The sequence below is a fragment of the Serratia sp. YC16 genome, from assembly GCF_009707615.1.
GTDB lineage: Bacteria > Pseudomonadota > Gammaproteobacteria > Enterobacterales > Enterobacteriaceae > Serratia > Serratia surfactantfaciens.
Genome location: NZ_WLYN01000009.1, coordinates 89,664 through 111,655, shown reverse-complemented (window position 1 = coordinate 111,655; position 21,992 = coordinate 89,664). Strand labels below are relative to the sequence as shown.

Genomic DNA, 21,992 nt, shown 5'->3' with positions numbered 1-21,992 from the left:
CCCAACGAAGCGATATTGCGCTAAATACCAAAAATTACTTTTCCTAATTAAGGGGTTAATCAATGTTTACCAGTCAAGAAGGCAAGAAAGTTCCGCAGGTTACTTTCCACACCCGTCAGGGCGACCAATGGATTGATGTGACCACTGATGACCTGTTCAAAAACAAAACCGTTATCGTATTCTCGCTGCCGGGCGCGTTCACGCCGACCTGCTCTTCGAGCCATCTGCCGCGCTACAACGAGCTGTCCAGCGTGTTCAAACAGCACGGCGTCGACGGCATTCTGTGCGTCTCGGTGAACGACACCTTCGTGATGAACGCCTGGAAAGCCGACCAACATGCAGAAAACATCACCTTCGTGCCGGACGGCAACGGTGAATTCACCAAGGGCATGAACATGCTGGTCGAGAAAGCGGATCTGGGCTTTGGCCCGCGTTCATGGCGTTACTCGATGCTGGTGCGCGACGGCGTGGTCGAGAAAATGTTCGTCGAACCGAACAAGCCGGGCGACCCGTTTGAAGTGTCCGACGCCGATACCATGCTGAAATACCTGGCACCGGAATTCAAAGTGCAGGAATCGGTCTCCCTGTTCACCAAACCGGGCTGCCCGTTCTGCGCCAAAGCCAAGCAGATGCTGCAAGAGCGCGGCATTCAGTATGAAGAGATCGTACTAGGCAAAGACGCCACCACCGTCAGCCTGCGCGCCGTCAGCGGCCGCGCCACGGTGCCGCAGGTGTTCATCGGCGGCCGTCACATCGGCGGCAGCGACGATCTGGAAACTTTCCTGTCAGCTTAATAAGTAATAACAAAGCCAACGTGAACTTTGGCGGGCTACGGCCCGCCCTTTTTTTACCTTTCAGGAGCGGATATGAAACTGTTGAACGTTGATGTCGCGGTCATCGGCGGCGGCACCGCAGGGCTCGGCGCCTATCGCGCGGCCAAACTGTCTACCCCCAGCGTGGTGATGATCGAAGGCGGGCCTTACGGCACCACCTGTGCGCGCGTTGGCTGCATGCCATCCAAGTTATTGATAGCCGCCGCCGAAGCGGTGCATCAAATCGAACGTGCGCCTGGTTTTGGCGTGCATCCAACCGGCAAGACGCGCATCGACGGGCGCGAGGTGATGGATCGCGTCAAGCGCGAACGCGATCGCTTCGTCGGCTTCGTGCTGGAAGGCGTGGACGAGATCCCGGCCGCCGACAAAATTCAGGGCTATGCCCGCTTTATCGACGACAACACGCTGCAGGTCGATGACCATACACGCATCGTGGCACAGCGCATCGTGATCGCCACCGGTTCTCGTCCCAGCTGGCCGGCGCCGTGGAACGAGCTGGGCGACCGCCTGGTCGTCAACGACGATCTGTTCAATTGGGATGATTTGCCGCAGTCCGTAGCGGTATTCGGCCCCGGCGTCATTGGGCTGGAACTGGGGCAAGCGCTGCACCGCCTCGGCGTCGACACCAAGGTCTTTGGCATCGGTGGCGCCGTCGGGCCGCTGACCGACAGCGCCGTGCGCGACTACGCCGCCAAAGCGCTGGGGGACGAGTTCTATCTCGATGCCGACGTGAAGGTAGAGATGATGCAGCGCGAGGGCGATAAAGTATTTATCCGCTATCAGGATCTGCAGGGCCAACCGCAAGAGATCCTGGTGGACTACGTGCTGGCCGCCACCGGCCGCCGCCCCAATGTCGATCGGCTGGGCCTCGAGAACACCGGCCTGCAGCTCGACGCCCGAGGCGTGCCGCTGGCCGACCGCCTGACGATGCAAACCAGCGTGCCGCATATCTTCATCGCCGGCGACGCCAGCAATCAGCTGCCGCTGCTGCATGAAGCCAGCGATCAGGCGCGTATCGCCGGCGCCAACGCCGGCAGTTTCCCGGAGATCAATCCGGGCCTGCGCCGCAGCGCGATTTCGGTGGTGTTTTCCGATCCGCAGATCGCCATGGTCGGCTCAACCTTCCGCGAGCTGAGCGAGAAGTTTAGCGCCTGCGGCTGCTTTGAAGTGGGCAAAGTCTCGTTTGAGAATCAGGGGCGCTCACGGGTGATGCTGCGCAACAAGGGCATTCTGCACGTTTACGGCGAGCAAGGCACCGGCCGTTTCCTCGGTGCGGAAATGATCGGCCCGGACGCCGAGCACATCGCGCACCTGCTGGCCTGGGCGCACCAGCAGCAAATGACCGTCGATCAGATGCTAGACATGCCGTTCTATCATCCGGTGATCGAAGAAGGCTTGCGCACCGCGCTGCGCGACCTGCAGGCGAAGCTCAAACTCGGCGCGACCGAAATCGAGCGCTGCCAGCGCTGTCCGGGCGAATAATCCGATAATAAACAAAGAGCGACGTTCACCGGGCGAACGTCGCTCTTATTACTTCACATCAAACGCTTTCGGCATCGAACTCCGCCCAACCATCGCCTTCGCTATCTCTCGCCTTTAATTCCTGCAAAGTAACACTTTGCCAATAACGACGAGGGTTTCCACACATCCAGCAACTGCAATCAGGCGCGCTGGCAACTAATTTGCCTGCTCTGCGGGCAATGCCATGAAGCGTAAACTGCTCGGGGTAACGTATTCCGCCATAATAATTTTTTCGATCACTTCTCAACCTGCGATAGTGATAACGGCGTAACGCCCGCTTTCTGTTCTTGTACATTGATTTCTCCATCTCCGGCAGAAGCCGGATTGGCCCCTGCCTTGCGTATGTAGAAATCGGTAAAGACGGGCATTAAAAAGAAGCAGGGCATAAACCTCCTTGTCAGTAACGATGTATCAAGCCAAACGCTGCTTCGCTGCGGCGATTGCCGCGGCTACCTGTTGTGGCGCTACGCCGCCTTTGGCAGCACGCTTGTCCAGGCAGGATTGCAACGCCAGAATCGGGTAAACGTCGTCGCCAATCGTCGCGCTGAACTGCTGCAAATCCGCCAGCGGCAACGCTTCCAGCGGTTTACCCTGGCGAATCGCTTCTACCACCGCCTCGCCGACGATATGGTGCGCTTCGCGGAACGGCACGCCCTTGGCGACCAGGTAATCCGCCAGCTCGGTGGCGTTGGCATAGCCCTGCTCCGCCGCTTCCTGGCAACGCGGGCGCTTCACCTGAATGCCGTCCAGCACCAACGCCGCCATCTGCAGGCAGTCCATCCAGGTGTCGAGCGCGTCGAACAACCCTTCTTTGTCTTCCTGCATGTCTTTGTTGTACGCCAGCGGCAGGCCTTTCAGCGTCATCATCATGCCGGTCAGCGCGCCCTGTACGCGGCCGCATTTGCCACGAATCAGCTCCAGCGCGTCCGGGTTTTTCTTCTGCGGCATCAGCGAGGAGCCGGAGGTCACGCGGTCGGACAGCTCGACAAACGCCGCCTCGCCGCTGTTGAAGAAGATCAGATCCTCGGCGAAGCGCGACAGGTGCACCATGCTGATGGCGGCATTGGACAACAGCTCCAGCACGTGGTCGCGATCGGAGACGCTATCCAGGCTGTTGCGGGTCGCCGAGGCGAAGCCCAGCCAGCCGGCCAGCTGCTCGCGATCGATAGGATAAGCGGTGCCGGCCAGCGCACCGCTGCCCAGTGGGCTGACGTCCAGCCGTTTCAGGGTATCCTGCAGACGGCTCTCATCGCGCGCCAGCATCTCGACATAGGCCAGGCACCAGTGCGCAAATGTCACCGGCTGCGCGCGTTGCAGGTGGGTATACCCCGGCATCACCGCATCCTGGTTGGCTTCGGCGGTCTCCACCAGCGCCTGCTGCAGCTGGACGATCGCCTGATGCAGATCGCCGATCTGCTGCTTGCACCACAGCTTCAGATCGGTCGCGACCTGATCGTTGCGGCTGCGGCCGGTGTGCAGCTTCTTGCCCAAATCGCCGACCTTCTCGATCAGCTTCTGCTCCACCCAGCTGTGGATGTCTTCCGCATCGCTTTGGACGATCGCCAGAGGATCGGCCTGAACTTCCGTCAGCAAGGCATTCAGCGCCTGCTCCAGCTGCTGCTGCTCCGTTGCCGTCAACACGTTAACGGTCACCAGCGCCTTCGACCAGGCCACCGAGCCCACGATATCTTGCTCCGCCAGGCGATAATCGAACCGCAGCGAATCGTTGAGTTGCTTGAACCGCTGATCCGCCGCCTGAGTGAACCGTCCGCCCCAAAGTGCCATACCTTACTCCTGAATTTTTATGCGAAAGGGCGCAGCATGCTGCGCCCTTGCAGAGTCACGCCAATCGATTATTTATTCTTTTTCTCGTTCAACGCGCGGATGCGTGAAGACAGAGAGAACAGGCGGATAAAGCCGCCGGCGTGGCTGTGATCGTAAACTTCGTCTTCGCCGAAGGTGGCGAACTCTTCGGAGTACAGGCTGTTGGCGGATTTCTTCTGGGTCGCCGTCACCTGGCCTTTGTACAGCTGCAGCACCACTTCGCCGTTCACCTCTTCAGCCAATGCTTCGGCAGAGGCCTGCAGCGAGCGGCGCAGCGGCGCGAACCAGCGGCCGTCGTACACCACATAAGACATCTCCAGGCCCAGCTGCTCGCGCCATTTGAAGCTGTCGCGATCCAGTACCAGCTGCTCGACGGCGCGCAGCGCCGCCACCATGATGGTGCCCCCCGGGGTTTCATAGCAGCCGCGGGATTTGATGCCTACCAGACGGTTTTCCACGATGTCGATACGGCCAACGCCGTGCTTGGCGCCTAACGCATTCAGGGTTTCCAGGCACTGGTACGGCGACAGCGCTTTACCGTTAACCGCCACAACGCGGCCTTTCTCAACGGTAACGGTCACCTGTTCAGGCTGATCCGGCGCTTCCTGCGGATCGACGGTCCATACCCAGCAATCCTTGTTCGGCGCATTCCACGGGCTTTCCAGCACGCCGCCTTCGGTGGAGATGTGCCAGGCGTTTTCATCGCGGCTGTAGATCTTCTCCAGCGACGCAGTGGTCGGGATGTTGCGCTCTTTCAGGTAATCCAGCAGCGCCTCACGGGAACGCAGGTTCCATTCACGCCACGGCGCCACTACTTTCAGCTGCGGAGCCAGCGCGGTGTAGGTGGTCTCGAAACGCACCTGGTCGTTGCCTTTGCCGGTTGCGCCGTGGCACAGCGCGTCGGCGCCCACTTTCAGCGCCAGCTCGACCTGCGCCTTGGCGATGATCGGCCGCGCCATCGAGGTGCCCAGCAGATAGCTGCCTTCATACAGGGCGCCGGTCTGCAGCACCGGATAAACGTAATCGCGGATAAATTCTTCACGCAGATCGACCACGTGACATTCAGAGGCACCGGACTGCAGGGCTTTTTGCTCCACGCCTTCCAGATCGCTGCGCTCCTGACCGATGTCCGCCACGAACGCCACCACTTCACAGCCGCCGTAGTTCTCTTTCAGCCATGGAATGATGGCCGAGGTATCCAGGCCGCCGGAGTACGCCAGAACGATTTTTTTGATGCCTTGGTTTTGCATGATCTATTCCTTTCTAATTCTAAAATTAAGCGAGGATCCGGGTGCCAATCGACACGCCGTTAAACAAAGCAGGAAGCTGATCGGCATAGCGCCAGCTGGCGATATCCACCGGGCGGCCGAGGGTGCGGGCTGCGTCGAGCGCCGCATTCACCTTCACCACCATACCATCGGTGATGATGCCTTGCGCGATCAGTTGCTCCGCTTTTTGCGCCGTCATTTCCGCAATGCGTTGCCCCTTGCCGTCGAGGATGCCGCTGACGTCCGACAGCAGGATCAGATCCGCCCCCAGCGTCGCCGCCAGCGCCGTCGCCGCCTGATCGGCGTTCACATTCATTAACTGCCCTTCGGCGGTGATGCCGATGGAGCTGATAACCGGCAGGTAGCCGGCGCCCAGCAGGGTATTGAGCAGCGCGGGCGAGCCGGGCTGCGCGTTGCCGACGTGACCCAATGCCGGATCGAGCTGGGTCACGACTGCGCTGCCGCCGTCCGCCAGGCTCAGGCCAACGGCGTTGATTTGATGCTTAATCGCCCACGCCAGCAGCGTTTTGTTGGCGGTGCCGGCCAGCGCGCCGGTGATGATGTCGATCTGATCGGCCGGCGTGACCCGCAGGCCGTTCTTTTTCACCACCGGTAAAGAGAGCTGCTTCATCAGCTCGTCTACCACGCAGCCACCGCCGTGCACGATCACCAGCGGACGCTGATGCTGCTGCCGGTAGCTGTCCAACGCGGTAAACAGACGTTCCAGCGCTTCTTCACTGTCTAATAACACGCCACCTAACTTGATAATTAACGGGTTCATTGCTGTTTACTCACGCTGGTTTAAAGGAGTGACTGGGTTTCCGGGAAACCGAAACGGATATTCAGGCATTGCACCGCCTGTGCGGCCGCGCCTTTCAGCAGGTTGTCTTCCACCGCCACGGCGATCAGATGCTCGCCCTGCACCGCAAAACCGATGTCGCAGAACGGCAGCCCCACCACCGCTTTCAGCGCCGGCACGCCCTGGTCGTACAGCCGCACCAGCGGCTTGTCGTCATAGGCGGCATGATAGGCGGCAGCCACGTCCTGCGCGGTCACGCCGGCTTTCAGGCGGCAGGTGATGGTTTCAAGAATGCCGCGCGGGAAATTGCCCAGGTGCGGCGTAAAGATGACCGGCACGCCCAGGTGCGCGGCGATCTCCGGCTGGTGCCGGTGAGTGAAAATGCCGTATGGCTGCAGGCTCACTTCGCAAAAGCTGGTGGTCATGCTGGCCTTGCGCCCGGCGCCGCTGACGCCGCTGGTGGCATTGATCACCGGCCACTGGTCCAGGTTCAGCAGCTGCTTTTCGATCAACGGTTTGAGCGCCAACTGCGCCGCCGTTGGGTAGCAGCCCGGCACCGCGATCAGCTGCGCCCGTTTGATCTTGTCGCTCTGCCACTCCGCCAGGCCGTATACCGCCTGCTCCAGCAGAGCGCCATGCTGATGCTCGAAACCATAGTACTGGCTATAAAAACCGGCGTCCTGCACGCGGAAGGCGCCGGAAAGATCGAACACCACGCAACCCGCCGCCAGAAAAGCCGGTGCAATATCGTGGCTGACTTCATGGGCGGTGGCGAGGAACACCACATCGATACCCTGCGCCGCCAGTGCAACGTCGGTCAACGGCTGCAGCGGCAGATCGACGATGCCTTTCAACTGGGGATGGAGATCGGAAAGCAACTTTCCTGCATCTGCACTTTGCGCTGAAACCGCTAAAGCGGTTATGTTCATGTGTGGGTGGCGATTCAGGTAAGCCGTGAGCTCCGCTCCGGCGTAACCGCTGGCACCAACGATCAGCGTATTCAACATGTGGCCTTTCACCTTCTCAACTGACGTACGGTCGCTTGCGACCCAGGTAACAGGGCTAGCCAGCGTTGTTGCGCCGTTCACCCACGGAGCCAGGCGTTGATGCTTTTATAAACATCCGGGTATCGGGTTCCCTTACGCTTCGGCTTACTGTATTTTTATTCAAAATAAATGCATGAATATTGATACTATCCTAACCAAAGGCTGTCAACAGTGAAGATGAAATTACCTCCATTTATTGAGCTGTACCGGGCGTTGATCGCCACACCGTCGATCAGCGCCACCGATGCCGGCCTCGATCAGAGCAATGAGGCGTTAATCAACTTGCTGGCCGAATGGTTTGCCGACCTGGGCTTTCGCGTCGACGTACAGCCGGTGCCGGAATCGCGCCACAAATTCAACCTGCTGGCCAGCATCGGCGAAGGCAGCGGCGGCCTGCTGCTGGCCGGCCATACCGATACGGTGCCTTACGACGAAGGCCGCTGGACGCGCGATCCCTTCACCCTGACCGAGCACGACAACAAGCTCTACGGCCTGGGCACCGCCGACATGAAAGGCTTCTTCGCCTTTATCCTGGATGCGGTGCGCGATATCGACGCGAGCAAACTGACCAAGCCGCTGTACATTTTAGCCACCGCAGATGAAGAAACGACGATGGCCGGCGCACGCTATTTCGCCGCCTCCACCGCCATTCGGCCGGATTTCGCCATCATCGGCGAACCGACCTCGCTGCAGCCAGTCCGCGCACACAAGGGCCACATGGCCAACGCCATTCGCATCGTCGGCCAGTCCGGCCACTCCAGCGATCCGGCGCGCGGCGTCAACGCCATCGATCTGATGCACGAATCCATCAGCCACCTGATGGCGCTGCGCAAAACCCTGCAGGAGCGTTACAACAACCCGGCGTTCGCCGTGCCTTATCCCACCATGAACTTCGGCCATATCAGCGGCGGCGACGCGGCCAACCGCATCTGCGCCTGCTGCGAGCTGCACCTGGATATCCGCCCGCTGCCCGGCATGACGCTCGACAACATCAACGAACTGATGCATCAGGCGTTGGAGCCGGTGAGCCAACGCTGGCCGGGCCGCCTGAGCATCGAAGAGCTGCACGCGTCGGTGCCGGGCTACGAGTGCCCAACCGACCACCGCATGGTGGCAGTGATCGAGGAACTTCTGGGCACCCGCACCCAGGTGGTCAACTACTGCACCGAGGCGCCGTTCGTACAGCAGGTGTGTCCGACGTTAGTGCTCGGCCCCGGCTCTATCGACCAGGCCCACCAGCCGGACGAATACCTCGACACCGCGTTTATCGAACCGACGCGTAAACTGCTGGGCCAGCTGGTCACTCATTTTTGCCGGCAATAAACCCGACATTTAACAGGGGAAATGCTTTATGCTTTCCCCTAACTCCAAATAAGTAGTAGACGGCGAAATAAGCCGTGCTGATAACCGACGTGCCGTAATTAAATTTCAGAAAATGCGCCGATTTTGATGTTTTTTTGCTAAAAATAGTGTCAATTGGACGACTGGACAGGAACGCGGTGGGATCAGGCAGGCGGTCTGCGCCTGACGCGTGAAATTTATTTACAAGATAAAAATCATACAGAACTGGGTCAGGGGTTATATGAACGAACAATATTCGGCAATGCGCAGTAATGTCAGTATGCTCGGCAAATTGCTCGGCGATACCATCAAAGAAGCGCTGGGCGAGCATATTCTCGATCGCGTAGAGACCATCCGTAAGCTTTCCAAATCCTCACGCGCCGGCAACGAAGCGCATCGCCAGGAACTGCTCTCCACCCTGCAGAACCTGTCCAACGACGAGCTGCTGCCGGTGGCGCGTGCCTTCAGCCAGTTCCTCAACCTGACCAACGTCGCCGAGCAGTACCACAGCATTTCGCCCAACGGCGAAGCCGCCAGCAATCCGGAGGCGCTGGCCCAACTGTTCAGCCGCCTCAAAGACAAAAAGCTCAGCGACAAAGAGCTGCAACACGCAGTCTCGCAACTCTCCATCGAGCTGGTGCTGACGGCGCACCCGACGGAGATCACCCGCCGCACCCTGATCCACAAGCTGGTGGAGGTCAACACCTGCCTCAGCCAGCTCGATCACAACGATCTGGCCGACTACGAGCGCAACAAGATCATGCGCCGCCTGCGCCAGCTGGTGGCCCAATCGTGGCACACCGATGAAATTCGCAAACACCGCCCTTCGCCGATCGACGAAGCCAAATGGGGTTTCGCGGTGGTGGAAAACAGCCTGTGGGAAGGCGTGCCGGCGTTCCTGCGCGAATTCAATGAACAGCTGGAAAACTCTATCGATTACAGCCTGCCGGCGGAAGCGGTGCCGGTGCGCTTCACCTCCTGGATGGGCGGCGATCGCGACGGCAACCCGAACGTGACCGCCGAAATTACCCGCCATGTGCTGCTGCTCAGCCGCTGGAAAGCTTGCGACCTGTTCACCCGCGATATTCAGGTGCTGGTCTCCGAGCTGTCGATGACCGAGTGCACCCCGGAGCTGCGCGCCCGCGCCGGCGGTGACGAGGTGCAGGAACCGTACCGCGAAATCATGAAGCAGCTGCGCAGCCAGCTGATGAGCTCCCAGGCCTATCTGGAAGGCCGCCTGAAGGGCGAGCGCGTGCTGAAGCCGCACGATCTGCTGGTGAACAACGAACAGCTGTGGGAGCCGCTGTATGCCTGCTACCAATCGCTGCAGGCCTGCGGCATGGGCATCATCGCCAACGGCCAGTTGCTGGATACTCTGCGCCGCGTGCGCTGCTTCGGCGTGCCGCTGGTGCGCATCGACGTGCGCCAGGAGAGCACCCGCCATACCGAGGCCATCGCCGAGCTGACCCGCTACCTGGGGCTGGGCGACTATGAAAGCTGGTCGGAAGCCGATAAACAGGCGTTCCTGATCCGCGAACTGAACTCCAAACGCCCGCTGGTGCCGCTGAAGTGGGAGCCGAGCGCCGATACGCTGGAAGTGCTGGAAACCTGCCGGGTAATCGCCGAAGCGCCGCAGGGCTCGATCGCCGCCTACGTGATTTCAATGGCGCGCACGCCGTCCGACGTGCTGGCGGTGCACCTGCTGTTGAAAGAGGCCGGTTGCCCGTTCGCGCTGCCGGTCGCTCCGCTGTTCGAAACCCTCGACGACCTGAACAACGCCGACGACGTGATGACCCAGTTGCTGAACATCGACTGGTATCGCGGTTTTATTCAGGGCAAACAGATGGTGATGATCGGCTATTCCGACTCGGCGAAAGATGCCGGCGTGATGGCCGCTTCCTGGGCGCAATACCGCGCGCAGGACGCGCTGATCAAAACCTGTGAAAAAGCCGGCGTGGCGCTGACGCTGTTCCACGGCCGCGGCGGCTCCATCGGCCGCGGCGGCGCACCGGCGCATGCGGCGCTGCTGTCGCAGCCGCCGGGCAGCCTAAAGGGCGGCCTGCGCGTCACCGAACAGGGCGAGATGATCCGCTTCAAGTTCGGCCTGCCGGAAGTCACTATCAGTAGTCTGGCGCTGTATGCCGGCGCGATCCTCGAGGCCAACCTGTTGCCGCCGCCGGAACCGAAGAAAGAGTGGCGCGCGCTGATGGACGATCTGTCCGAGACCTCCTGCCGGATGTATCGCGGCTATGTGCGGGAAAACCCGGACTTCGTGCCTTACTTCCGCGCGGCTACGCCGGAGCTGGAGTTGGGCAAACTGCCGCTGGGCTCGCGCCCGGCCAAACGCAAACCGAACGGCGGCGTGGAGAGCCTGCGCGCCATTCCGTGGATCTTCGCCTGGACGCAGAATCGCCTGATGTTGCCGGCCTGGCTCGGTGCCGGCGCCGGATTGCAGGAAGCGGTGAAGGCCGGCAAACAGGCGGAGCTGGAGGCGATGTGCCGCGACTGGCCGTTCTTCTCCACCCGCATCGCCATGCTGGAAATGGTGTTCGCCAAGGCCGACCTGTGGCTGGCGGAATACTACGATCAGCGCCTGGTGGAGAAATCGCTGTGGCCGCTGGGCCAGCAGCTGCGCGATCAGTTGGAAAGCGACATCAAGGTGGTGCTGACCATCGCCAACGACGCGCACCTGATGGAAGACCTGCCGTGGATCGCCGAATCCATCGCGCTGCGCAACGTTTATACCGACCCGCTGAACGTCCTGCAGGCCGAACTGCTGCACCGTTCGCGTCAGCAGGAACAGCCCGACGCCCGCGTGGAGCAGGCGCTGATGGTCACCATCGCCGGCGTCGCCGCCGGGATGCGCAACACCGGCTAGTGAGCCAAATCGCGGCCCCGTTTACCGGGGCCGTTTTTTTATGCCTTCCCCCACAAAAAAGGGCGCCGCGATAAAGCGACGCCCTTTCTTCATGGGAACAGGCCTGCCAGTGTCAGGCGGCGGCCACCGGGCGCACGCCCAGCGTGTGGCAGATGGCGTAGCTCATCTCGGCGCGGTTCAGGGTATAGAAGTGGAAATCCTTCACTCCTTCGCGGCTGAGGATCTTCACCATGTCCATGGCGATGTTGGCGCCGACCATCTTGCGGGTCTCCGCATCGTCGTCCAGCCCTTCGAACATGCTGGTCATCCAGCTCGGCACCCGCACGTTGGTCATGGTGGCGAAGCGCTGCAGCTGCTTGAAGTTGGACACCGGCAGAATGCCCGGCACGATTTCCACGTCGATGCCGGCGGCGACACAGCGGTCGCGAAAGCGTAGGTAGCTCTCAACGTCGAAGAAGAATTGGGTGATGGCGCGGTTGGCGCCGGCGTCGATCTTGCGCTTCAGGTTGATCAAATCTGCCTGCGCGCTCTTCGCCTCCGGGTGCACTTCCGGGTAGGCGGCGACGGAAATATCGAAGTCGCCCACGTCTTTCAGCAGTGCTACCAGATCGGTCGCATACATGTCCGGCTTACCGCCGCCCGGCGGCAGATCGCCGCGCAGCGCCACGATATGGCGGATGCCGCTGTTCCAGTAGTCGGTCGCGATGTCGCGCAACTGAGCCGGGCTGGCGTCGATGCAGGTCAGGTGCGGCGCAGCCTCCAGGCCGGTGCGCTCCTTGATCCCCTTGATGATGCTGTGGGTGCGATCGCGCTCGCCGGAGTTGGCGCCGTAGGTGACGGAAACGAATTTAGGTTTGAGGATGCTCAGACGATCGATCGACTGCCACAGGGTCTCTTCCATCTCGCTGGTGCGTGGCGGGAAGAACTCGAATGATACGTTAATCTGGCCGTTCAACTCCGCCAGACTCTGATTCAGCGCTTCCCGCTGGTTTGCGTGGAAAAAACTCATACCCTGCTCACCTCTTCTCGATCACTGTTTTTATTTCATCTTGATGAGCGTCTATACGTTTAGACGTCTAGATAGAAAATGCCGCATGTTGGCTAAAGAGTCAACAGGAAAATGAGGGGAATAAGATGATTAATCCTCACCCGCTCAAAGAGGGAATTTCATGATAGCGACAAGGATAAGTATGGCAGGAAAAGCAAAGGGGCGCGGTGAACCCGCGCCCGCAGAGGATTAAAGCAGCTGCGCCAACCGGTTAAGGTCTGACTGGATCGCCCCGGCGGTCACGTCGCGACCGGCGCCCGGCCCGCGGATCACCAGTGGATTATCGCGATACCAGCGGCTCTCGATGGCGAACACGTTGTCGCACGGCAGCAGCGAGGCCAGCGGATGCTCAGGACGCACGGCCTCAACGCCGACCCGCGCCTTGCCGTTGGCGTCGAAACGCGCCACGTGGCGCAACACCAGGCCCATTTCGCTGGCGGCCTCAAAGCGCTGCTGCATCTGCTGGTTCAGCGCCTCGCCGTTCTCGAAGAACTGATCGACGGAACCCAGCTCGCAGCCCGCCGGCACCAGCGACTCGACCCGCACCTGATTCGGCTCGATGTCGTAGCCCGCTTCGCGCGCCAGGATCACCAGCTTGCGCATCACGTCCTGACCGGAGAGATCGACCCGCGGATCCGGTTCGGTCAGCCCCTGCTGCCAGGCCTGATCCACCAGCTCGGTGAACGGCACCGTGCCGTCATACTGCAGGAACAGCCAGGAGAGCGTGCCGGAGAAGATGCCGCTGATCGCCAAAATGCTGTCGCCACTGTCGCGCAGATCGCGCACCGTGTGGTTGACCGGCAGGCCGGCGCCGACGGTGGCGTTGTACAGCCAGTGGCGGCCGGTTTTGGCGAAGGCGTCGCGAATTTGGCGATAGGTCGCGCTGCACGAGGCACCCGCCAGCTTGTTGGCGCTGATCACGTGGAAACCGTAGCTGGCGAAGTCCAGATACTGCCCGGCCAGCTCTTCGCTGGCGGTCACGTCGAGCACCACCAGATCGTCGAACGGGTGCGCGCGCATCCACAGGAACAGCGACTCTTCGTCCAGCTCCTGCGCTTCGTCCTCAAAGAACGCCAGCGCGCGGCTGGCGTCCAGCCCGTCGTAATTCAGCAGGCTGCGGCGGCTGTCCACCACCCCCGCCAGGATAAATTCGAAGCCGCTGCGCGCGGAAATATTGGTCTGCTCGCGGGCGAACAGCTCCAGCCAGCGCGAGCCGATGTTGCCCTTGCCGAACAGCACCAGACCGATGCGCTTCTCGGCGCGGAACAGGCTTTGGTGCAGCCCCTGGATCAGCAGCGCGGTCGGCCCCTGGCGCAATACCGCCACCAGGCTGATGCCATCTTCCGCCTGCCAGATAAACTCGACCGGCTGATCTTTCAGTTGCTGATAGAAACGGTGGCTGTGCAGCGGGTTCTTGCACACCCCGGCGCCGACCATCGCCACCAGCGCCAGCCCTTCGCGCAGGCGCAGCTCGCCCGGCAACGCTGCGGCCTGCAGCGTCGCCAGCGCGCTATTGACCACCTCGGAGGTGTAGCACAGCTGCACCAGGTTGCGGTCAGGGTGGATCCCCACCGCCAGCGGTTTGATCTGCGCGCGCTTGAGCACCAGATCCAACTCTTTCTGCGCCAGTTTGAAATCATGCTGAGCGGCGACGTGCAGTTCAATCAGGCACACATCGTCGTGGCTGGTGACAATCTTGGCGCCGGTGCCGGAAGCCAATACGCGCTCGATGCGCGTCGAGCCCTGCTCCGGCTGGTAGCTGCAACGCAGCTGAAGATCGATATCGCTGCCGGAGACCGGCTGCAGAGTGCGGGTGTGCAACACCGGCGCAGCCAGACGCGCCAGCTCGCTGGCTTCGTCCAGACGCAGCAGCGGCAGCAGGCAGGCGTCTTTCACCTTGCGCGGATCGGCGCTGTATACCCCGGCTACGTCGCTCCAGATGGTGACGCGCGCAGCACCGGCCAGCGCGCCGACCTGAGTGGCGGAGTAGTCGCTGCCGTTACGCCCCAACAGCACGGTTTCCCCGGCGTCGTTGCGCGAAATGAAGCCGGTCACCACCAGGCGTTTGCCCGGATGTTGGGCCAGCAATTGTTGCAGCAGCGGATAAGAACGGCCTTCATCCACCTGCGGCTGCGCGGCGCGCTCGGCGCGCAGGAAATCACGCGCATCCAGCCAGGCCGCCTGCATGTCCAGATGATTAAGCACCGCCGCCATCAGGCGCGCCGACCAGATCTCGCCGTGCCCGACCACTTCGGCATAGCACACGTCGTCGACTTTGCCGTCCAGCAGCACCGCCAGACGTTCCAGATCCTGAATGAATTCGGCGATCAGCGGCTCGGCGCTTTCCGGCGGCAGCAGGCCGCCGATAAGATCGCTATGATAACGACGCAACGTCTGCTGCACCTGGTGCGCAGACAGGCGATCGCTCTGGCTGAGCTTCAGCCAGTTGATCAACTGGTTGGTGGTACTGCCGGCGGCCGATACCACCATCATGTCGCCTGGCTGGCTGTATTCCGCCATAATCCCGGCCACACGCAGATAACACTTCACATCCGCCAGACTGCTGCCGCCAAACTTGTGCAGTTGACGCCCGCTCACCGGCCCTGCTACAGCAATTGCATTCATGCTTACCTCGTTGCCGCCGCCTGGAAAGCGCGTTCCAGATCGGCAATCAAATCTTCACTGTCTTCAATACCCACGGAAATGCGCAGCAGGCTCTCGGAGATGCCGGCCGCTGCCCGCGCCTCCGCCGCCATACCGGCGTGGGTCATGGTCGCTGCATGCGAGATCAGGCTTTCTACGCCGCCCAGCGATTCTGCCAGAGTAAACAGCTCAAGGGCAGAGAGAAAACGGCGCAGCACCACTTCATCGCCGTCCAGTTCAAAACTCAGCATCGCGCCGAAACCGCGCTGCTGCCGGCGGGCGATCTCATGCCCCGGATTTTCCGGCAGGGAAGGATGATACAGCTTTTTCACCAACGGTTGCTGCTGTAAATAGCCGACAATCGCTTCGGCGTTTTGTTGCGCTGCCTTGATGCGCGGCGACAGCGTGCGCATGCCGCGCAGCAGCAGATAGCTGTCGAACGCGCCGCCGGTCACGCCGATGTTGTTCGCCCACCAGGCCAGTTCGACCGCCAGCTCGGGATCTTTGGCGATCACCGCGCCGGCCACCACGTCCGAATGTCCGTTCAGGTATTTGGTGCAAGAATGGACCACCAGATCGGCGCCGAGTTCGATCGGCTGTTGCAGGGCCGGGCTGAGGAAGGTGTTGTCCACCACCGTCAACGCACCCGCCGCGTGCGCGGCGGTGCAGATCGCCGCGATGTCCACCACCCGCAGCAGCGGATTGCTGGGGCTTTCAATCAGCACCAGCTTGGGCTTTTGCGCCAGCGCCTGCTGCAGGGCTTCTTCATTGCCCTGATCGACGAACAGCACCCGATAGGCGCCGCGCTTGCTCAAACTGTCGAATAACCGATAGCTGCCGCCGTAGCAGTCGTGCGGCGCCACCAGCAGATCGCCGGGCTTCAGCAGCACGGTAGTCACCAGATGGATCGCCGACATGCCGCTGCCGGTCATGACCGCGCCGGCGCCGCCTTCCAGCTCCGCCAACGCGCGCTGCACCACGTCGCGCGTCGGGTTGCCGCGGCGCGAGTAGTCATGGGCTCGGGGTTGGTTGAAGTCGGTAAAGTTATAGGTGCTGGACAGATGAATCGGCGGGACAACGCAGCCATACTGTTCGTCGTCGTTCAGGCCGCTGCGTACGGCAATCGTGGCTGGTTTACGCGTCATGGGCTCGCTCGGCTCTCGGTTCGGTGAATGAGGCCTAAAGAGTAATCGCAGGATTGATAGACGTCAATACATCTGGACATCTAAACTTCTCTGCGTATAGATTGAGCAATGGCACAATACCCGCTAAAATTATGCCGATATGACATGACGATAAGATGTTGAGCCACAATGCCCGGCCGAAGCGGGGCATTCAGTGACCCTGGTCGCGTAAAATTGACATTTATTTAGTGAGAACAGTGAAGATCGGGCATAATTGCCCGGTTTTTAGAATTTTGTAATTTTTCTGACAAAGTTAAGGTGTCCCATGGCTGAGTGGAACGGCGAGTATGTCAGCCCTTACGCTGAACACGGTAAAAAAAGCGAGCAAGTCAAAAAGATCACGGTATCCATTCCGCTGAAGGTCCTGAAAATCCTCACCGACGAACGGACCCGTCGCCAGGTCAACAACCTGCGCCACGCCACCAACAGCGAACTGCTGTGCGAAGCGTTTCTGCATGCCTTTACCGGCCAGCCGCTGCCGAATGATGAAGACCTGCGCAAAGAGCGCAGCGATGAAATTCCGGAAGCCGCAAAAGCGTTGATGCGCGAACTGGGTGTCGATCCCGATACCTGGGAATATTGAGAACCGCCCGGCGAACGCCGGCGGCAGAAACGAAAAAAGGCGCCCAGGGCGCCTTTTTCATCGGACGATAAGAAATCTTATTTCTTAGCGCCTGGTACGCTGAAACGCTTGTTGAAGCGGTCAACGCGGCCACCGGTAGCAACGTCACGCTGCTTGCCAGTGTAGAACGGGTGGCATGCGCCACAAACGTCCAGGTTCAGATCGTGGCCCACGGTGGAGCGGATCTTCATCACGTTACCGCAAGAGCAGTTAGCAGTAACTTCTTCGTATTTTGGGTGGATACCTTGTTTCATGGGAAACCTCAGTTAAGGCCGTGTCGCTATCCAGCCCTGTTTCGCCAGACACCACACGTGGTTGATAATAGAATTTTGGTATCGAATTATACCAAAGGCGGCAAATTATACAGCATTAGCCGGGGCGCGCAATCGGAACCGTACATTTGCCGATGCGCCGTGTAAACTGATGCCCTCTTTTTTTCAATTTGGATGAGATCATGCCCGTCGTACACGTTGCTTTGCCGGTCCCCCTCGCCCGCACCTTCGACTATCTGCTGCCGCCCGGCATGCAGCCGGTGGCCGGCGCGCGCGTAGGCGTGCCCTGGGGCAGGCAGCATGCGATCGGCATCGTCACCGGCTGCAGCGACACCAGCGAACTGCCGCTGGACAAGCTCAAACCGATCGACAGCGTGATCGACAGCGAATCGCTGTTCTCCCCCAGCCTGTGGCGCATCCTGCGCTGGGCCAGCGATTACTACCATTATCCTATCGGCGAAGTACTGTTCCACGCACTGCCGATCCTGCTGCGGCAAGGCAAACCTGCCGAAGCCGCGCCGCTGTGGCAGTGGTTCGCCACCGAGCAGGGGCGTGCCACGCCGCCCGACAGTCTGAAACGCGCGCCGAAACAGCAGCAGGCGCTGGCGGCACTGTTGCAACGCCCGGTCTATCGCCATCAGGTCAGTCAGCTGGAGCTGACGGAAAGCGCCCTGCAGGCGCTGCGCGCCAAAGGGTTGATCGATCTGCGCGCTCAGGTCGCGGACACGCAAGACTGGCGCCCCAACTTCGCGGTACTCGGCGAGCGGCTGCGGCTGAATACCGAACAGGCCACCGCCGTCGGGGCGATCAGAAGCGAGGATGAACAGTTCGCCGCCTGGCTGCTGGCCGGTGTGACCGGCTCGGGCAAGACCGAGGTGTACCTCAGCGTGCTGGAGAACGTGCTGGCCAAAGGCCGGCAGGCGCTGGTACTGGTGCCGGAAATCGGCCTGACGCCGCAAACCATCGCCCGTTTTCGCGAGCGCTTCAACGCGCCGGTGGACGTGCTGCACTCCGGGCTAAACGACAGCGAGCGGCTGGCGGTTTGGCTGCGCGCGCGCAGCGGCGAAGCCGCCATCGTCATCGGCACCCGTTCGGCGCTGTTCACGCCGTTCCGCCAGCTGGGCGTGATCATCATCGACGAAGAGCACGACAGCTCTTATAAACAGCAGGAAGGCTGGCGCTACCACGCCCGCGATCTGGCGGTATTCCGCGCCCGGGAAGAGGACATCCCGATGGTGATGGGCTCCGCCACGCCGGCACTGGAAACGCTGCACAACGTGCAGCTGGGCAAATATCGCCAGCTGAAGCTCACCCAGCGTGCGGGCAACGCCAAACCGGCGGCGCAGCACCTGATCGATCTGAAAGGGCTGCCGCTGAAGGTCGGCCTGTCGCAGCCGCTTTTAAAAAGCATGCAGCACCATTTAAAAGCCGGCAATCAGGTGATGCTGTTCCTTAACCGCCGCGGTTACGCCCCGGCGCTGCTGTGCCACGAGTGCGGCTGGATCGCCGAATGCCAACGCTGCGATCACTACTACACCTTCCACCAGCATCAGCGCCAGCTGCGCTGCCACCACTGCGACAGCCAGCGGCCGGTACCGCACCAGTGCCCGCAGTGCGGCTCGACCCACCTGGTGTCGGTCGGCGTCGGCACCGAACAGCTGGAGCAGGAGCTGGCGCCGCTGTTCCCCGACACGCCGATCACCCGTATCGATCGCGATACTACCAGCCGCAAAGGGGCGCTGGAACAGCACCTGGCGGATATCCATCGCGGCGAAGCGCGCATTCTGATCGGCACGCAGATGCTGGCCAAGGGCCACCACTTTCCCGACGTCACGCTGGTGGCGTTGCTGGACGTCGACGGCGCGCTGTTCTCCGCCGACTTCCGCTCCGCCGAGCGTTTCGCTCAGCTGTACACCCAGGTCTCCGGGCGCGCCGGCCGGGCGGGCAAACAGGGGGAAGTGCTGCTGCAAACCCACCATCCAGAGCACCCGCTGCTGCAGGTGTTGCTGCAACAGGGTTACGACGCCTTCGCCAAACAGACGCTGGCGGAGCGCAACAGCGTGTTCCTGCCGCCCTATACCAGCCACATCATCGTGCGCGCCGAAGACCACGATAACCAGCAGGCCCCGCTGTTCCTGCAGCAGCTGCGCAACCTGCTGGAAGCCAGCCCGCTGAAGGACGACTCGCTGTGGGTGATGGGCCCGGTGCCGGCGCTGCAGTCCAAACGCGGCGGCCGTTTCCGCTGGCAGCTGCTGCTGCAGCATCCTGCGCGGCGCGTCCTGCAACAGCTGATGAAAAGTTCGCTGCCGCTGATCGGCACCCTGCCGCAAACGCGCAAGGTGAAATGGACGCTGGATGTCGATCCGATCGACAGTTGATCCCGGAAAAGTCCGATTTAGCTGCCGCAGTGCAAACGTTTACCCTTTAAATTGCGAGCGAACGCTAAAAAACCTTCTCAGGTCACATTTTTTATGCAAATTAGGTAACAAAGGCGGGGCGTATTCTGTTTAGAATGTCTGCGAGGGCAAATTTTGTCGCCACATCGCAGCGCGACGGAGTGCCCGAACGCGAGTGGCGCTCAATGACAACAATCCCGCCACCGCATGCCGGACATTGTGAGCAAACAGCAGTAGCGGCGTCGGCATGGCGCTGACGCAAGGAGAAAGGCGTTGGAACACAAGAAAGAGTTATCCATGGCGACCATGAAAGACGTCGCCGAAATGGCGGGCGTTTCAACGGCTACCGTATCGCGTGCGCTGATGAACCCGGAAAAGGTGTCAACGCCGACGCGCCAGAAAGTGGAACAGGCCGTCCTGGCCGTGGGTTATTCTCCTCATGCTCTGTCACGCAATATCAAGCGCAACGAATCCCGCACCATCCTGGTGATCGTACCCGACATCTGCGATCCGTTTTTCGCCGACGTGATCCAGGGGATCGAACAGACCGCCGCCCAGCAAGGCTATCTGGTGCTGATCGGCGACTGCGCGCAGCAGAACCAGCAAGAGCGCACCTTCGTCAATCTGATCATCACCAAGCAGATCGACGGTATGCTGCTGCTGGGCTCCAACCTGCCGTTCGACGCCAGCAAGGAAGAGCAGCGCAACCTGCCGCCGATGGTGATGGCCAACGAGTTCGCTCCCGAGCTGGAGCTGCCGACGGTGCATATCGACAACCTGACCGCCGCCTTTGAAGCCGTGCATTATTTGCATCAGCTGGGCCACCGGCAGATCGCCTGCGTCGCCGGGCCGGAACAGATGCCATTGAGCCATTATCGGCTGCAGGGTTACGTTCAAGCGCTACGTCGTAATGGCATTACCGTCGAAAGCAGCTATATTACCCGGGGTGATTTTACCTACGAAGCCGGCGCGCAAGCGCTGGCGATGCTAATGGCTCAGCCGAAACCGCCGACGGCGGTGTTCTGCCACAGCGACGTCATGGCGATCGGCGTGCTGTCCCAGGCGAAAAAAATGGGGCTGCGGGTACCGCAGGATCTGTCGATCGTCGGCTTTGACGACCTCAAGCTGGCGCAGTATTGCGATCCGCCGCTGACCACGGTGGCGCAGCCGCGCTTCCAGATCGGCCAGCAGGCGATGTTGCTGCTGCTGGAGCAGTTGAACGGCCAAACGGTGGCCAGCGGCTCCCGGCTATTGGACAGTGAATTGATTATCAGAGGCAGCACCGCTGCCCCGAAACGCTAGTCAAATATTTTAGGGTTCAGTAACATGACGGACTTATCCTCTCATCAGGACACAGCGGAATAATAGTGGCACAAAAAGACTATGTAAGCCGTGGGCGCGCAGCAGGAGCTAAGCGTAAAACCCCCAGCCGTAAAAAACGCAGTTCTCCGAAGGTTTCCAAAACCGTGCTGGCGTTAGCCGCCGCGTTGCTGGTTATCTTTGTCGGTGGCCTCTATTTCATTACGCACAACAAGCCGGAAGACGCGCCGTTGTTGCCTGCGCACACCACGCGCCCGGGCAACGGCCTGCCGCCGAAGCCGGAAGAGCGCTGGCGTTATATCAAAGAGCTGGAAAACCGGCAGATCGGCGTGCAAAGCCCGACCGAGCCGACGGCCGGCGGCGAGCTCAATTCCAAAACTCAGCTGACCGCCGAACAACGGCAACTGCTGGAGCAGATGCAGGCCGACATGCAGCAGCGCCCGACGCAGCTGAACGAAGTGCCGTATAACGATCCGGGCCAGGCCAACGCGCGCAGCAATCGCCAGCAGCAGCAGATGCAACAACAGCAAATGCAGCAGCAGCCGGTACAGCAACCGCAGCAGGTCACCCAGGCGCCGCGCAACCCGTTCAACAACGGCGCCACCACTGCGCCGGTGCAGCAGCACCAGCAGCCGAAGCCGGCCACCCAGCAACCGGTACAGGTGAAACAGCCTGAGCCGAAGCCGCAACCGAAGCCGGAGCCCAAACCGGAAGTGAAGCAGGAAACGGCCAAGCAGGAAACCAAACCGGAATCGAAACAGAAGTGGATGGTGCAATGCGGTTCGTTCCGCGCCACCGATCAGGCTGAATCCGTGCGGGCGCGCCTGGCGTTCGAGGGCATCGAGAGCCGCATCACCGCCGGCGGCGGTTGGAATCGCGTGGTGCTCGGCCCGTACAGCAGCCGCGCCGCCGCGGACAAAACCCTTTCGCGCCTGAAGGGCGTCGGCATGTCGAGTTGCATTCCCCTCTCCGTTGGGGGTTGAAAAGCGTCAATCCC

The 21,992-nt window shown here is 61.0% G+C and carries 17 protein-coding genes; 8 read left to right on the top strand and 9 right to left on the bottom strand.

Features of this window, described 5'->3' with window-relative positions; genetic code table 11:
- Positions 1–62: 62 nt before the first annotated feature.
- A complete protein-coding gene (locus tag GKN89_RS20275) occupies positions 63–794 on the top strand; it encodes a glutathione peroxidase (RefSeq protein ID WP_019452251.1) in 732 nt (243 codons plus the stop codon).
- A 72-nt stretch (positions 795–866) separates the two neighbouring features.
- Positions 867–2,315, top strand: a complete 1,449-nt coding sequence (locus GKN89_RS20270) for a dihydrolipoyl dehydrogenase (RefSeq protein WP_154747634.1) — start codon at positions 867–869, stop codon at positions 2,313–2,315.
- A 58-nt stretch (positions 2,316–2,373) separates the two neighbouring features.
- Here GKN89_RS20270 and GKN89_RS20265 read toward each other — a convergent pair whose 3' ends face one another.
- From GKN89_RS20265 to argC, 5 genes are all read right to left on the bottom strand, one after another.
- Positions 2,374–2,649, bottom strand: a complete 276-nt coding sequence (locus tag GKN89_RS20265; RefSeq protein ID WP_154747633.1) for a hypothetical protein — start codon at positions 2,647–2,649, stop codon at positions 2,374–2,376.
- A 116-nt stretch (positions 2,650–2,765) separates the two neighbouring features.
- Complete coding sequence (gene argH / locus GKN89_RS20260; protein ID WP_043140965.1) at positions 2,766–4,139, bottom strand: argininosuccinate lyase; 1,374 nt, start codon at positions 4,137–4,139, stop codon at positions 2,766–2,768.
- Between the two features lie 68 nt (positions 4,140–4,207).
- Complete coding sequence (locus GKN89_RS20255; RefSeq protein WP_019452247.1) at positions 4,208–5,428, bottom strand: argininosuccinate synthase; 1,221 nt, start codon at positions 5,426–5,428, stop codon at positions 4,208–4,210.
- A 25-nt stretch (positions 5,429–5,453) separates the two neighbouring features.
- Positions 5,454–6,227: an acetylglutamate kinase gene (gene argB / locus GKN89_RS20250; protein WP_154747632.1), complete on the bottom strand. Its 774-nt coding sequence runs from the start codon at positions 6,225–6,227 to the stop codon at positions 5,454–5,456.
- Positions 6,228–6,247: 20 nt separating this feature from the next.
- Positions 6,248–7,252: an N-acetyl-gamma-glutamyl-phosphate reductase gene (argC, locus tag GKN89_RS20245; protein WP_063918332.1), complete on the bottom strand. Its 1,005-nt coding sequence runs from the start codon at positions 7,250–7,252 to the stop codon at positions 6,248–6,250.
- Between the two features lie 216 nt (positions 7,253–7,468).
- On the opposite strand from argC, the gene argE reads away from it, so the two are divergent.
- Both argE and ppc read left to right on the top strand, forming a co-directional pair.
- Positions 7,469–8,614 (top strand): acetylornithine deacetylase, encoded by a 1,146-nt coding sequence (gene argE, locus GKN89_RS20240; RefSeq protein ID WP_063918331.1) that lies wholly within the window; start codon positions 7,469–7,471, stop codon positions 8,612–8,614.
- 259 nt (positions 8,615–8,873) lie between these two features.
- A complete protein-coding gene (gene ppc / locus GKN89_RS20235; RefSeq protein ID WP_154747631.1) occupies positions 8,874–11,510 on the top strand; it encodes a phosphoenolpyruvate carboxylase in 2,637 nt (878 codons plus the stop codon).
- Between the two features lie 112 nt (positions 11,511–11,622).
- Here the strand turns inward: ppc and metF are convergent, their stop codons facing one another.
- The 3 genes from metF to metB form a co-directional block, all read right to left on the bottom strand.
- Complete coding sequence (metF, locus tag GKN89_RS20230) at positions 11,623–12,519, bottom strand: methylenetetrahydrofolate reductase (protein WP_019452242.1); 897 nt, start codon at positions 12,517–12,519, stop codon at positions 11,623–11,625.
- 228 nt (positions 12,520–12,747) lie between these two features.
- Positions 12,748–15,183 (bottom strand): bifunctional aspartate kinase/homoserine dehydrogenase II, encoded by a 2,436-nt coding sequence (locus GKN89_RS20225; RefSeq protein ID WP_025160368.1) that lies wholly within the window; start codon positions 15,181–15,183, stop codon positions 12,748–12,750.
- A 2-nt stretch (positions 15,184–15,185) separates the two neighbouring features.
- A complete protein-coding gene (metB, locus tag GKN89_RS20220) occupies positions 15,186–16,346 on the bottom strand; it encodes a cystathionine gamma-synthase (protein WP_154747630.1) in 1,161 nt (386 codons plus the stop codon).
- 304 nt (positions 16,347–16,650) lie between these two features.
- Between metB and metJ the strand changes: the two genes are divergently transcribed.
- The gene (gene metJ, locus GKN89_RS20215; protein WP_004931076.1) at positions 16,651–16,968 is read left to right on the top strand and encodes a met regulon transcriptional regulator MetJ; all 318 of its coding nucleotides are present in this window, start codon (positions 16,651–16,653) and stop codon (positions 16,966–16,968) included.
- A gap of 77 nt (positions 16,969–17,045) precedes the next feature.
- Here the strand turns inward: metJ and rpmE are convergent, their stop codons facing one another.
- Positions 17,046–17,261, bottom strand: a complete 216-nt coding sequence (rpmE, locus tag GKN89_RS20210; protein WP_004931078.1) for a 50S ribosomal protein L31 — start codon at positions 17,259–17,261, stop codon at positions 17,046–17,048.
- A 200-nt stretch (positions 17,262–17,461) separates the two neighbouring features.
- On the opposite strand from rpmE, the gene priA reads away from it, so the two are divergent.
- The 3 genes from priA (at position 17,462) to ftsN (ending at position 21,978) form a co-directional block, all read left to right on the top strand.
- On the top strand, positions 17,462–19,657 hold the full coding sequence (gene priA, locus GKN89_RS20205) for a primosomal protein N' (RefSeq protein WP_025160369.1): 2,196 nt from the start codon (positions 17,462–17,464) through the stop codon (positions 19,655–19,657).
- A 291-nt stretch (positions 19,658–19,948) separates the two neighbouring features.
- Positions 19,949–20,977 carry a DNA-binding transcriptional regulator CytR gene (gene cytR / locus GKN89_RS20200; protein WP_019452238.1) on the top strand — a complete coding sequence of 343 codons (1,029 nt, stop codon included), beginning with the start codon at positions 19,949–19,951 and terminating at the stop codon, positions 20,975–20,977.
- Between the two features lie 65 nt (positions 20,978–21,042).
- On the top strand, positions 21,043–21,978 hold the full coding sequence (ftsN, locus tag GKN89_RS20195) for a cell division protein FtsN (RefSeq protein ID WP_370520260.1): 936 nt from the start codon (positions 21,043–21,045) through the stop codon (positions 21,976–21,978).
- Positions 21,979–21,992 lie beyond the last annotated feature (14 nt).